Annotated in this window: 14 protein-coding genes; 3 read left to right on the plus strand and 11 right to left on the minus strand. The window is 74.0% G+C overall.

Annotated elements, in window-relative coordinates; all coding sequences use genetic code 11:
- The first annotated feature begins 40 nt into the window (after positions 1 to 40).
- Positions 41 to 1,042, plus strand: a complete 1,002-nt coding sequence (locus VF202_08450) for a rod shape-determining protein (protein HEX7040126.1) — start codon at positions 41 to 43, stop codon at positions 1,040 to 1,042.
- Positions 1,043 to 1,105: 63 nt separating this feature from the next.
- Here VF202_08450 and VF202_08455 read toward each other — a convergent pair whose 3' ends face one another.
- The 3 genes from VF202_08455 to VF202_08465 form a co-directional block, all read right to left on the minus strand.
- Positions 1,106 to 1,492, minus strand: a complete 387-nt coding sequence (locus VF202_08455) for a hypothetical protein (GenBank protein HEX7040127.1) — start codon at positions 1,490 to 1,492, stop codon at positions 1,106 to 1,108.
- A gap of 107 nt (positions 1,493 to 1,599) precedes the next feature.
- A complete protein-coding gene (locus tag VF202_08460; protein HEX7040128.1) occupies positions 1,600 to 1,722 on the minus strand; it encodes a hypothetical protein in 123 nt (40 codons plus the stop codon).
- 23 nt (positions 1,723 to 1,745) lie between these two features.
- Complete coding sequence (locus tag VF202_08465; GenBank protein HEX7040129.1) at positions 1,746 to 3,110, minus strand: MATE family efflux transporter; 1,365 nt, start codon at positions 3,108 to 3,110, stop codon at positions 1,746 to 1,748.
- Positions 3,111 to 3,153: 43 nt separating this feature from the next.
- On the opposite strand from VF202_08465, the gene VF202_08470 reads away from it, so the two are divergent.
- Positions 3,154 to 4,248, plus strand: coding sequence for an ankyrin repeat domain-containing protein (locus tag VF202_08470; protein ID HEX7040130.1), 1,095 nt, complete (start codon positions 3,154 to 3,156; stop codon positions 4,246 to 4,248).
- A 179-nt stretch (positions 4,249 to 4,427) separates the two neighbouring features.
- Here the strand turns inward: VF202_08470 and VF202_08475 are convergent, their stop codons facing one another.
- From VF202_08475 to pta, 3 genes are all read right to left on the minus strand, one after another.
- Positions 4,428 to 5,114, minus strand: coding sequence for a TIGR00730 family Rossman fold protein (locus tag VF202_08475; protein HEX7040131.1), 687 nt, complete (start codon positions 5,112 to 5,114; stop codon positions 4,428 to 4,430).
- Positions 5,115 to 5,162: 48 nt separating this feature from the next.
- Complete coding sequence (locus VF202_08480) at positions 5,163 to 7,484, minus strand: Smr/MutS family protein (protein ID HEX7040132.1); 2,322 nt, start codon at positions 7,482 to 7,484, stop codon at positions 5,163 to 5,165.
- A 66-nt stretch (positions 7,485 to 7,550) separates the two neighbouring features.
- The gene (gene pta / locus VF202_08485; protein HEX7040133.1) at positions 7,551 to 9,680 is read right to left on the minus strand and encodes a phosphate acetyltransferase; all 2,130 of its coding nucleotides are present in this window, start codon (positions 9,678 to 9,680) and stop codon (positions 7,551 to 7,553) included.
- A gap of 109 nt (positions 9,681 to 9,789) precedes the next feature.
- On the opposite strand from pta, the gene VF202_08490 reads away from it, so the two are divergent.
- Positions 9,790 to 10,395, plus strand: a complete 606-nt coding sequence (locus VF202_08490; protein HEX7040134.1) for an RDD family protein — start codon at positions 9,790 to 9,792, stop codon at positions 10,393 to 10,395.
- A 63-nt stretch (positions 10,396 to 10,458) separates the two neighbouring features.
- Here the strand turns inward: VF202_08490 and VF202_08495 are convergent, their stop codons facing one another.
- Genes VF202_08495 through VF202_08515 form a run of 5 tightly spaced genes read right to left on the minus strand, consistent with a single transcriptional unit; the run spans position 10,459 to position 12,010 of the window.
- The gene (locus VF202_08495; GenBank protein HEX7040135.1) at positions 10,459 to 10,902 is read right to left on the minus strand and encodes a hypothetical protein; all 444 of its coding nucleotides are present in this window, start codon (positions 10,900 to 10,902) and stop codon (positions 10,459 to 10,461) included.
- 44 nt (positions 10,903 to 10,946) lie between these two features.
- A complete protein-coding gene (locus VF202_08500) occupies positions 10,947 to 11,171 on the minus strand; it encodes a DUF2249 domain-containing protein (protein ID HEX7040136.1) in 225 nt (74 codons plus the stop codon).
- Positions 11,158 to 11,367 (minus strand): ferredoxin, encoded by a 210-nt coding sequence (locus tag VF202_08505; GenBank protein HEX7040137.1) that lies wholly within the window; start codon positions 11,365 to 11,367, stop codon positions 11,158 to 11,160. The genes VF202_08500 and VF202_08505 overlap by 14 nt, the downstream gene beginning before the upstream one ends.
- Entirely contained in the window at positions 11,364 to 11,711 is a 348-nt protein-coding gene (locus VF202_08510) for a hypothetical protein (protein ID HEX7040138.1), read from the minus strand. Before VF202_08510 ends, VF202_08505 begins: the two co-directional genes overlap by 4 nt.
- Positions 11,711 to 12,010, minus strand: coding sequence for a DUF1858 domain-containing protein (locus VF202_08515; GenBank protein ID HEX7040139.1), 300 nt, complete (start codon positions 12,008 to 12,010; stop codon positions 11,711 to 11,713). Before VF202_08515 ends, VF202_08510 begins: the two co-directional genes overlap by 1 nt.
- Positions 12,011 to 12,028: the final 18 nt, after the last annotated feature.

The raw sequence follows: 12,028 nt of genomic DNA on the forward strand, positions 1-12,028 counted from the left end.
GACGGATCGGGTAAGGCCCGTTCCTGGTAGCTTGGAGGCCATGATCGGCGTCGACCTCGGCACGACCAACGTAAGGATCCACGTGAAGGGCAAGGGTGTCCTGCTGAGGGAGCCGGCCGTGATCGCCGTCGTGAAGGGGACCACCGACGTCAAGGCCGTCGGTCAGGAGGCGTACCGGATGCTGGGGCGCACCCCCGGGAACATCACCGCCGTCAGGCCGATGGCCGACGGCGTCATCGCCGACTACACGCTGACCGAGAAGATGCTCAAGGCGTTCATCGGCAAGGTGCTGACCGGGCCGGCGCGCTTCCTGCGGCCGAACATCATGGTCTGCATACCATCCGGCATCACCGAGGTCGAGCGCCGCGCCGTCGTGCAGGCGATGCACGAGATCGGCGCGCGCAAGGCGTTCCTCATCGAGGAGCCCGTGGCCGGGGCCATCGGCGCTGGCATCAAGATCGCCGAGCCCGTCGGCTCGATGGTCATCGACATCGGCGGCGGCACCACCGACATCGCCATCCTCAGCATGGGCGGGATCGTCGTCTCCGAGAGCCTGCGCATCGCCGGCAACACGTTCGACCGCGACATCATGGCCTACGTCAAGGCCAAGCACAACCTGCTGATCGGCGACCGCACCGCCGAGGAGATCAAGCGCACCGTGGGGGCGGCGAAGGTCGTCTCGCCCGAGGACGACAGGAGCGTCGAGGTGCGCGGCCGCGACCTCATCGACGGCATGCCCAAGACCGTCACGGTGTCGACGCAGGACGTCGTGACGGCGTTGAGCCCCTCGCTGGAGAAGCTGGCCGCCGGGCTGCGCAAGGTCGTCGAGCAGGCGCCGCCCGAGCTCGTGGCGGACGTCATCGAGCGCGGCATCGTGATGACCGGCGGCGGCGCGCTCCTGCGCAACCTCGACGCCTACCTGGGCGCCGTGACCTCGATCCCCGTCGGCGTGGCCCCCAACGCCGCCGACTGCGTGGTGCTGGGCACCGCCCAGGCCCTCGACATGGTGCACCTGCTGCGCGACGCCCGCTACGAGGCCTGAGAGCGCTGCGGCCGAGGGGCGCCCGCTGCGAGGCCTGAGAGCGCTTCTACCGAGGGGCGCCCGCTACGCGGACCCCGGCGCCTCGCGTCGCGGCGGGGCCGCCGCCGCGGCCCGGCCCAGCCTGCCGGACCCGACGAAGCCCGCGGCGTAGGCGAGCAGCAGGACCGCCAGCAGCACGAGCACGGGGGCGCCACGCTGACCGGTGGCGAGGGCCAGCGCGGCGAACCACGACGACGTCGACAGGGTGACGCCGGCGAAGATCGCGCGCGAGAGCGCTGCCTGGCGGCTGTCCACGTACGCCAGGCGCGCCAGGGAGGCCAGCCCGAGAGGCAGCAGGAGGACCGCCAGCGCGACGAGGGTCCAGGCCAGCAGGCCGCTCGGCCGCGGCGGGCCCGGCGCCAGCGCGGCCACGACGACGCCCACGACCAGCGCCGCGGCGGTCTGCGCCATGAAGGCGCCGGCGAAGGCCAGCCTCAGGAAGGCCGTCGCCCGCCCTACGCCGAGCTCGCCGGCCTCCAGGTACGAGGCGGCGAGGCGGCAGAGCGCGCCGCCCCGCGTCAGTGCGGCTCGTGCGTGTGGCGGGCGAACCAGGTGCCGATGGCCACGCCGGCGGCGGCGAGGGCCGCCAGCGAGGCGAGGATGATGACGGCGTTGCGGATGATGGGCAGGAAGGTCTCCACGGCTCCTCCTAAGAGAGCATAACTCAGGCGCCCTGCGCGGCGGGAGCCAGGGAGCGACGCCCGGTGAGGGCGCGGAAACGCAGCGACAGCAGCACGGCCGCGAGCACGAGGGAGGCGATCAGGCCGTACCACATCCCGCGCGGGCCCAGGTCCAGCCAGAAGGCGCAGATAAGTCCCAGCGGGAAGCCGACGATCCAGTAAGAGAGGAGCGTGATGAGCATCGGCGCGCGCGTGTCCTTGAGGCCCCTGAGCGCCCCGACGGCGGCGACCTGCACGCCGTCGAAGAGCTGGAACGCTCCGGCCAGGCTGAGGAACGTGGCCGCCCAGCCCACGACGACGGCGTTCGCGGGGTCGTTCACGTCGAGGTAGACCGCCGTGACGAGCCGCGGCGCGAGGATGTAGAGGGCGGCGGTGAGGCACATGAACGAGGCGGCGACGGCCACGCCCGTCCACCCGGCGCGCCGCACGCCGTCGCGGTCTCCCCTGCCGGCCGCCTGGCCCACCCTGACGCTCGTGGCGATGCCCACCCCCAGCGGCACCATGAACGACAGCGAGGCCGTCTGCATCGCGACCTGGTGGCCGGCGAGCGGCCCCTCCCCGAACACGCCCATAACCAGCGCCGTGGCCGAGAACAGTCCGGCCTCGAAGCCGAGCGAGAGGCTCATCGGCCAGCCGAGCGCCAGGAGCTCGCGCAGCACGCGCCCCTCCAGGCGCCAGCCGCGGAACACCCGCAGCGACCCGTAGCCGCAGCTCACGACGAGGGCAGCGCCCACGGCCATGAGGCTGTAGGTGACCGCGGTCGCGACGCCGGCCCCGACGAGGCCGAGGGCGGGCAGGCCGAGGCGCCCGAAGATCAGGAGCTCGTTGAGGCCCGCGTTGACGAGCACGCCGGCGCCGGCCACGAACATGATCGGCCGCGTCTGGCCGTTCCCCTCGAGGAACCCGCGCAGCGCCACGAAGGCCAGCGCGCCGGGCAAGCCGAACGCCACGGCCCCGAGGTACTCGTCCGCCGCCGCCACGACGCCGGCCTCCTGCCTGAGCAGGCTCAGCAGGGGCGACAGGTTCGCTACGAGCAGGGCCACAGGCAGCGACAGCGCCAGGGCCAGCACCAGGCCGTGGCGGAGCGTCCTGGCGCCGTCGGCGTGCCGCCCGGCGCCGACGGCCTGCGCCACGACGGGGCTGACGGCCATGACGAGCGCCATCGTCAGCAGGTAGACGAAGTTGAAGGCCACCGCGCCGAGGGCGAGCCCGGCCAGCGGGCCCGCCCCGAGCCGGCCGACCATCACCGTGTCCACGAAGCTCATGCCGTTCTGCGCCACCTGCGCCAGCACCAGCGGCGCGGCGACGACGAGCAGGCTCCTGAGCTCTCCGGTGACGCTGCGAGGCATCCGTCAACGATACTCGCGGCGGCGGGATTGTTACCATCGCGGCATGCGTGTCCTGGTTGCGGCACTGCTCGTCGCCGTCCTCGCCCTGGGCGCCCTCTACGCCTTCGGCCTGCCGCCCTTCGGCCCCCGCGAGCCGGCGCCGCCGCCCGTCCCCGAGATCTTCCCCGTCGTCGAGACGGGCGACCCGGCGCAGGTCGCGGAGGCGATCGCCGGCGGGGCCGACGTCCACGCCCGCAACGAGGCCGGCCTCACGCCGCTGATGGTCGCCATCGCGTCGAACGCCCCGACACAGGTGGCCGAGGAGCTGCTGGCGGCGGGCGCCGACGTGAACCAGCAGGCGGCGAACGGCCTCACCGCCCTCATGCTCGCCGCCTCACAGGGGACGCCCGCCCAGGTCGTCTACCTGCTCAACGCCGGCGCCGACCCCACGGTGCGCGACGCCGAGGGGCGCTCGGCCGCCGACCACGCCGCCGCCAACCCGGCCGTGCGCACGTCGGGCGCCTACGTCAGGCTCGTGGAGCTGCAGGACGTGGCGTTCGTGCGCGGCTGGCCCAGCGGCTACGTGGTGCCCGTCGAGGGCGCCACGATCTCCTCGCGCCGCCACCACCTGCCCGGCGCGCCGCGGGAGTACCGCAACGGCGTGCACGAGGGCTTCGACTTCTACTCCGGAACCGTCAGCGTGCCCATCGAGTACGGCACGCCGATCCGGGCCGCCGCCGACGGCGTCGTGATCCGCGCCGACCACGACTACGTGGAGCACACGCTAGAGGAGTACGAGCAGATCATCGCCGACGCCACCGCCGCGCTCGACACCCCGCCGGAGCTGCTCGACGAGCTGCGCGGCCGCCAGGTGTGGATACGCCACGCGGGCGGTTTCGTCACGCGCTACGCCCACCTCTCCTCGATCGCCGAGGCCGTGGTCGTGGGCGCGCACGTGCGGCAGGGCGACATCATCGCCACGACGGGCAACTCGGGGACGCTCGAGGCGGCCCAGGGCACGAGGGACGGCCCGCACCCGCACGTGGAGGTGTGGCGCGGCGACGAGACGTACCTTGGCGCCGGGCTGGAGCCCGAGGAGGTGTGGTCGCTGGCCGCGCAGGTCTTCGGCGAGTCGGCGCTGCCGCCGTACCACGACTGAGGAGCTAGCGGGCCACCTCGGCCCCGGGCCGAGCGGCCCCGTGCGGAGCGCGTAGGGGTAGCGGGGGCCAGGGTCCCGCGCGGAGCCGGTAGGGGACTCGGGGGCCGGGCCCCGGCAGGGCGGCTGGCCCGCCCGCACCGAGCGTGAAGGGATCGGCGAGTCTCGCTGCGGGCCCGACCTCACCAGGGCAGGTTGAAGCCGGCGTGGTTGGCGTTGCGGTAGTACTCCTCGATCTCCTGCGGGATACGGCCCACGTCGTCGCAGACCTTGAAGAGGTGCAGGTCGTTCTCCGAGATCGTGCCCTGCCTGAGCAGCGTGCCCTGGAACCACTGGACGAGGCCGCGCCAGTACTCGACGCCCACGAAGTAGACGGGGAACGGCTTGATCTTCTTCGTCTGGATGAGGGTGAGCGCCTCCAGCACCTCGTCGAGCGTGCCGAAGCCGCCGGGGTAGGCGACGAAGGCCGTCGAGTACTTGACCAGCATGACCTTGCGCACGAAGAAGTACTTGAACCGCACCGTGGACGTCTGGTACGGGTTCGGCGCCTGCTCGTGCGGCAGGTCGATGTTGAGGCCGACGCTCTGCCCACCGCCCTCGAGGGCGCCGCGGTTCGCGGCCTCCATGATGCCGGGGCCCCCGCCGGTGAGCACCGTGTAGCCGGCCTTGGCCAGCTCGCAGGCCAGCCGCCTGGCCGACTCGTAGTGCGGCGAGCCCTCGCGCACGCGCGCCGAGCCGAAGACCGTCACGGCCTTGTTCACGCCGGCGAGCTCCTCGAAGCCCTGGACGAACTCGCCCATGATGCGGAACATCCGCCAGGAGTCCTCGGCCAGCGCGTCGATGACGTACTGCTTCTCGACGTCCTGCATCGCCCAGAGGTTATCAGTGGCGCCCGCCCGCGCCCGTGCCGGCTACGCTCAGGCCCGCAGCTCGACGACCGTGACGCCGTGGCCGCCCTCGTACGGCACGGCGTCGGCGAAGCCCTTCACGGCCCTGGTCCCCCTCAGCTCCTGCCTGATCGCGTCGCGTAGGGCGCCGGTGCCCTTGCCGTGCAGGATGCGCACGCTGCCCACCTTGAGGGCCTGCGCCTCGGCGATGAAGCCGCGCACGGCCTCCAGCGCCTCCTCGACCCTGGCGCCGCGCACGTCGAGCTCCTCGTCGAACGACGCGGTGCCGACCCCCGCTGGCCCGGTCGGCCGGCCCGCGCCCGCGTTCTCCTCCGCGACGGGCCTGGCGTCGCGCTTGGCGACCTCGACCTTCACCAGGCCGAGCTGGACGAGCAGCGCGTCGCCGCGGTCCTCCACGACCCGGCCGCGCGCCCCGTAGGCCGGCACCTCCACCGTCGCGCCGCGGCGGAACGGGTCCCGCGTCGTCGCGTCGTCCGCCCGGCGCTCCTCCCCGCCGCCGCGCCGCGCGGCCCGCTTGGCGGCGCGGCGCAGCTCCTGCAGCTCCTGGAGGGCGCGCGAGCGCTGCTCGGGCTGCGACGTCGCGGCGCGCTTGAGGCGCGCGGCCTGCTGCAGCGTCTCGCCTAGCAGCTCCTCGGCCCTGGCCGCGGCGGCGGCGATCAGCTCCTCCTCGCGGGCGCGCAGCGTCTCGATCTGCTCGCGCAGCAGCGCGGCCTCCGCCACAGCCGCGTCGGTGCGCCGCCGCGCCTCGTCGCGCTCGGCAGTGAGCGCGGCCCGCTGCTCCTCCAGCGCGGCCAGCAGTCCCTCGAGGCGGCCGGCCTCGGCGCCGAGGAGCTGGGACGCCCGCTCCAGCAGCTCCTCGTCGAGCCCGATGCGCTCGGCTATGGCGAGCGCGTAGCTGCGGCCCGGCTGGCCCACGGTGAGCCTGTAGGTGGGGCGCAGCTCGTCGAGGTCGAAGCTCATGGCGGCGTTCACGGCGCCCTCGGCCTCGCCGGCGAAGACCTTCAACGGCGCGAGGTGCGTGGTCACGACGCCGCGGGCCCCGCCCCGGAGCACGCGCTCGAGGATCGCCTGCGACAGCGCGGCGCCCTCGTCCGGGTCGGTGCCGGAGCCGAGCTCGTCGATGAGCACCAGGGTGTCGGGTCCGGCGCGCTCGACGATCTCCCTGAGGTTCAGGAGGTGGCCGGCGTAGGTCGACAGCGACGCCTCGATGCTCTGCTGGTCGCCGATGTCGGCGAGCAGGGCCGCGAGCCGCGGCAGCAGCGCCTGACCGCCCGGCGCCGCGGCGACGTAGAGGCCGCTGTGGGCCATGACCGCTGCCAGGCCGACGGTCTTCAGCAGCACGGTCTTCCCGCCGGCGTTGGGGCCGGTGACGACGAGCAGCCGCCTGTCCGCGTCGAGCTCGACGTCGTTGGGGACGCAGTCCGCGACGAGCGGGTGCCGCGCCCCCGGCAGGCGCACGCGACCGGCAGCGTCGAACGCGGGCGCCACCAGGCGCCAGTCCTTGGCCAGGCGCGCCGCGGCGTTCACGACGTCGAGCTCGGCGACGACCGCGAGGCTCTCGTCGACGAGGGGCTCGTCGGCTAGGCGACGGGAGAGGGCGAGCAGGATGCGCCTGACCTCGTCCCGCTCCTCCATCTCGAGGAGGGCCAGCTCGTTGTTCAGCTCCACCACCGACGCCGGCTCGACGAACACGGTGGCGCCGGAGTCGGACCTGTCGAGGGCCAGGCCCGGCACGCGCGACTGCGCCGACGCCTTCACGGGGATCACGTAGCGCTCGCGCCGCAGCGTGATGATCGGCTCCTGCACGTCGGCGGCGTGGACCTCGAGCAGCCTGGCGAGGCGCTCCTTGATGCGCCCGCGCAGGGGCGCGAGGCGCTGCCTGATCTCCCGCAGCTTGGGGGTGGCGTCGTCGCGGACGTTGCCGTCTACGTCGAGCTGCTCGCGCACCAGCCGCAGCAGGCCGTCGAAGCCGCCGATCCGCGCGGCCAGCTCGGTCAGGGCCGGCCGGTTCGAGGCGGCGACGCTGCGGCGCAGCGTGGCGACGGCGTCGAGGGTGTAGGCGGCGCTGAGGATCTCCTCGCCCGAGAGCATCCCGCCCTCGCGCACGCGCCTCAGCAGCGGCCTGATGTCCTCGATGCCGCCCAGCGACAGCTCGCCGCCCTCCAACACCTCCGCGGTGCGCCGGTGCAGGTCGTCCGCGGCCGCGGGCCCGACGTGAGGGCCGAGCGTGCCGGCCAGCTCCGCGCCCAGGCGCGTGCTCGCCCGCGCGGCCAGCGCGGCCAGCACGCGGTCGAAGGAGAGGCGCTCGAGGGCCCGTGGGCTCGCTTCCACGAGCCGTAAGTATAGGTCCCGGGCCCGCCTGCCCTGGCAGCCCGTGGTAGGCCTCGCGCCGCTTCCTCAGCTGTCGGCCTGGATGGCCGTCAGAGCGATCGTGTACACGATGTCCTCGACCGAGGCGCCGCGCGAGAGGTCGTTGACCGGCCTCCTCAGCCCCTGCAGCATGGGCCCGATCGAGATGACGCCGGCCGAGCGCTGCACGGCCTTGTACGTGGCGTTCCCGGTGTTGAGGTCGGGGAACACTAGGACCGTGGCGCGCCCGGCGATCGCGCTGTCCGGGGCCTTCTGCCGCGCGACCTCCGGCACCGTGGCGGCGTCGTACTGCAGCGGGCCCTCGATGAGCAGCTCGGGGCGCCGCAGCCGCGCGATCTCGGTGGCCTTCCTCACCTTCTCCACGTCCACGCCCTCGCCGGAGGCGCCCGTCGAGTAGCTGATCAGCGCCACGCGGGCCGGGATGCCGAACGCCAGCGCGGAGTCCGCCGACTGGACGGCGATGTCGGCGAGCTCCTCCGGGTTCGGGTCGGGGTTCACGGCGCAGTCGCCGAAGACGAGGACCTCGTCCGGCAGGCACATGAAGAACACCGACGAGACGAGCAGCGCGCCCTCCTTGGTCTTGATGAGCTGCAGGGCCGGCCTGACCGTGTGCGCGGTCGTGTGCACGGCGCCCGCCACCAGGCCGTCGACCTCGCCCGTCGCCAGCATCATCGTGCCCAGCACGACGTCGTCCTTGAGCTGGTTGCGCGCCCCGTCCGCGGTGAGGCCCTTGTGCTTGCGCAGCTCGACCATCGGCGCCACGTAGCGCTCGCGCAGCTCGTCCGTGGGCGCCACGACCTCGATGCCGGGGCCGAGGGAGACGCCCACGGCCTCCGCCGCCCGCGCCACGTCGTCCGGGTCGCCGAGGAGCCGGCAGCGGGCGATGCCGCGCTCGGCGCAGTGCGCCGCGGCCCTCAGCGTGCGCGGCTCCGTCCCCTCGGGCAGGACGATGAGCTTGTTCGCCTTCCTCGCCCGCTCCACCAGGCGGTGCAGGAAGGCCGGCGGCGAGAGGCGCGGCTCGCGGCCCTGGGCGACGCGCTCGACGAGCCAGTCGAGGTCGAGGTGCTCGGCGACGGCGTCCATCACCCAACCGAGCCGCTCGGCGTCGTCGAGCGGCACCTCGGGGTCGAAGGCCGCCGCCCTGGCGGCCGTGACGTAGGAGTCGGTGTCCACGGCCAACAGCGGCAGGCCGGTGGCGAACGCTCGCGAGCACAGTCGCATCACGTTCTCGTCCGGCGCGATGCCGCCGGTGAGCACCAGGCCGGCGAGGGGCACGCCGTTCAGGGCCGCCATCGCCGCCGCCAGGATCACGTCGTCGCGGTCGCCGGGGGTGATCAGCAGGGCGTCGGGCCTCAAGCGGTGCGTCATGTTGCCCACCGTCCTCGCGACGAGAGAGACGTCGGCGACGCGGCGCGTGTCGATCTCGCCCTCCACGATCACGGTGGCGCCGAGGTGCCGCGCCATGTCCCGCGTGCGCGGGGAGGAGAGCCGCGGGTCGAAGGGCACGGCGCCCAGCAGGCGCAGCTCGCCGGAGGCCAGCACCGGGGTGCCGGCGACGAGCTCGGCCGGCGTGATCGCGGGAGCGGCGGGCGTGGTCGGCCGCGCCGCCCCCGCCACGGCCCGGGAGTCGGCGCCGAGCTTGTTGACGACGACGCCGATCACGCGCGCCGCCGCGACGCCGCCGAACGGCTCCGCGGCCACGCGCAGGCGGTCGGAGAGCGCCGCGGGCGACTCGCCCAGCGCGGCCACGAGCACGACCTGCGCGTCCATGGCCTGCGCGAGCTGGGCGTTGATGGCGTCGAGCTCCGGGTGGGTGGCCGTGGCCGTGAGGCCCTCGACGACCACGACGTCCTTGCCCTCCGCCGCGCGCTCGTAGAGCGCGACGGCCTCCTGCATCAGCTCGTGCCGCCGGCCGGCGGCGAGCAGCGCCTCGGCGCGCGCGAACGGCAGGGGCTCGGGCGGGTCCAGCGCCGTGGTGCCCCTCGCGAACGCCGTCGACCGCTCGGGCCCGCCGTCGTCGCCGGGCTGCCTGATCGGCTTGACGAACCCGACGCGCAGGCCGCGCCGCTCCAGCGCCCGCAGCAGGCCGAGGCTCACCGACGTCAGGCCCACGCGCGCCTCCGTGGGCACGAGCAGCAGGCCGGAGGGCGCCGACATGGACCGAGCTTACCGCCGGGAACGCGATATGGCCTTCCGCACGACATGTGTCGCGATCCCGCATAGAGTAGGGGGACAGCGCCGCCATACCGCCGCGAAGGAGTGGGCCATGTCCGACCGCGATCCGCTCGACCCCATGAGCCAGGAGCCGGTGCCGACCGAGCCGCAGCCGACCGAGCAGCAGCCGACCGAGCCGCAGCCGACCGAGCCGGTGCCGCCCGCCAGCTACACGCCGCCTCCCGCGCCCGCGAGCGTGGCCACGTCGGGCACCGCCGCCAAGGCCGACACCGGCAAGCGGGTCCTCGCCTACATCATCGACCTGGCAGTCGCTTGGGCGCTGGGCTGGATCATCCCCACCTTCATCGGGCCGCTCCTGGGCGCGCTCTACCTGCTCCTGCGCGACGGCTTCGACTTCGACTTCATGAAGGGCCGGTCGCTGGGCAAGCACCTCATGAACCTGCGCCTGGTGCGCCTCGACGGCGGGAAGGTGGACCTCTCCACCTCGGCCTCGCGCAACTGGACCATCGCGCTGGCCTCGCTCGCCGGCTCCCTCGGCGTGTTCGGGGGGATCGTCACGCTGGGCCTGACGTTCCTGCTGATCATCGTGGGCATCGTCCTGCAGCTCGCCGAGGTCGTGCTGACCCTGACCGACGCCGAGGGCCGCAGGATCGGCGACAAGCTCGCCGGCACGAAGGTCGTCGACCAGCCGCAGTAGGGGCGTACCGGCGCTCGCGGACGCGGCGCCGCTGGCCTCGTCGCCGCGCGCTCCGACGGCGCCTCAGCCCGCCTCGCCCGACCGCGGGGACTCCCCCGCCGCCAGGTGCTCCGGCGGCCGCTGGCGCGTGCCGCGCGGGCGCGCCGCCGCCCTGAGCGCCTCGACCGTGACGACGCGGCGGCTCATCGCCAGCGCGAACGTCACGACGGCCACGAAGGTCAGTCCGCCGCTGGCCGCGAACAGGGCGTGCGGCAGCGCGCCGCCCGTGAGGCGCCACCACGGCTCGCCCACGACGCGCGCGACCATCCCGCCCTGCAGGAAGAGGAAGGTGACGGCCTCGTAGCCGGCTTGCCTGATGCCGCCGGGCCGCGGCAGCATCCAGTAGGCGACCCCCATGACCATCGACAGCAGGAAGCCCACGGTCCCCAGGTGACCGTGGGTGGGCGCCAGCGCCCCCGCGAGGTGAGGCCAGACGGCCATCGTGGCGCCCGCCAGACCGGCGAGCACGAGCCACGCGAGGGCGCAGCGCAGGAAAGCGACCTGCCAGCGGCTCAGGCGGCCTTGCCCACCTTCACGCGCCAGCGCTCGGGGCCCTGCTCCAGGTACTGCCAGGCGAGCTGCCCGCCCCGCTCGGCCTGGAGCTGGTAGTAGAGGGGCTTGGGGTCGTGGTCGTTGATCAGCTCGAACGCCTCGCCCGGCGCGAGGGCGTCGAACGTCTGGAAGATGAGGGGGTGCCGCTGGCGCGGCGGGACCTCGCGTACGTCAAGCTGCTTCACCGGGTGTCTCTCCTTCCCACCAGCGGATGGCGCCCGTGGGGCAGGCGGCCATCGCGTCGAGGCTGTTCTCGTCGGCCGGCACGGGACCACGCGCGGCGGCCGCCAGGGTCCCGGGGGACACGTCCTCGCAGACCTCGCAGCCGATGCAGCGCTCGAGGTCCACGTACACGTGGCTGGGGCGCCTGAGGCGGTTCACGCTCGCTCCGAGCCGGACTGGCTCGGCGCCCGGCGCTCGAGGCGCCGCACGCCGACGACCGTGAAGCGCCCGGCGCCCGCCACGAGCGCCTTGTCCTCACCCGGCAGCACGTGCACCACGTCGCCGGGGCCCACGTCGTGCGTGGCAGTGCCCTCGCGGACCTGGCCCTCGCCGTCGAGCACCGTGAACACGGTCTCGGCCCCGTCGCCCTCCGGGGCGACGATCGTCTGGCCGGACTGCAGGCACAGGAGCATCACGGCCAGCCCGCGGCCCATGCTCACCGGCCGCGGCACCGGCCCGTGCTCCGAGAAGCGCCTCTGCTCCATGGCCTTGATGAGCGGCACTAGGCCACCTCGCTCGTCCGCCGGGCCGGCTCGCTCGTCGGCGCCGGCTCGGTGGACCTGCCCGCGAGCAGGCCCTCCAGCTCGACCAGCAGGGACGCCTCGTCCTCGGCGGTGAGGCCGCGGATCAGCACGGCCTGGCCGAGGTCGACGGTGCGCGCGAGGACGCGCCGGAGCGCCGGCTGGCGCAGCGGCGTGAAGCCGTACCTCACCAGGACGTCGAGGCAGCCGGGGTGGGCCGCCAGCAGGTCGGACACGCGCATGCGCCGCAGCTCGTCGTGGCTCGGGCTCTTCGTCTCCACGACGAGGATGGTGGCACC

It is taken from the genome of Trueperaceae bacterium (assembly GCA_036381035.1).
GTDB lineage: Bacteria > Deinococcota > Deinococci > Deinococcales > Trueperaceae > DASRWD01.

Coding starts and splice junctions, on each gene's coding strand:
- pta (HEX7040133.1), bottom strand. CDS start 9,680: ATGTCGGCGCCCTCCGGCCTGCTGCTCGTGCCCACGGAGGCGCGCGTG.
- VF202_08490 (HEX7040134.1), top strand. CDS start 9,790: ATGTCCGACCGCGATCCGCTCGACCCCATGAGCCAGGAGCCGGTGCCG.
- VF202_08465 (HEX7040129.1), bottom strand. CDS start 3,110: ATGCCTCGCAGCGTCACCGGAGAGCTCAGGAGCCTGCTCGTCGTCGCC.
- VF202_08450 (HEX7040126.1), top strand. CDS start 41: ATGATCGGCGTCGACCTCGGCACGACCAACGTAAGGATCCACGTGAAG.
- VF202_08455 (HEX7040127.1), bottom strand. CDS start 1,492: ATGGCGCAGACCGCCGCGGCGCTGGTCGTGGGCGTCGTCGTGGCCGCG.
- VF202_08475 (HEX7040131.1), bottom strand. CDS start 5,114: ATGCAGGACGTCGAGAAGCAGTACGTCATCGACGCGCTGGCCGAGGAC.
- VF202_08470 (HEX7040130.1), top strand. CDS start 3,154: ATGCGTGTCCTGGTTGCGGCACTGCTCGTCGCCGTCCTCGCCCTGGGC.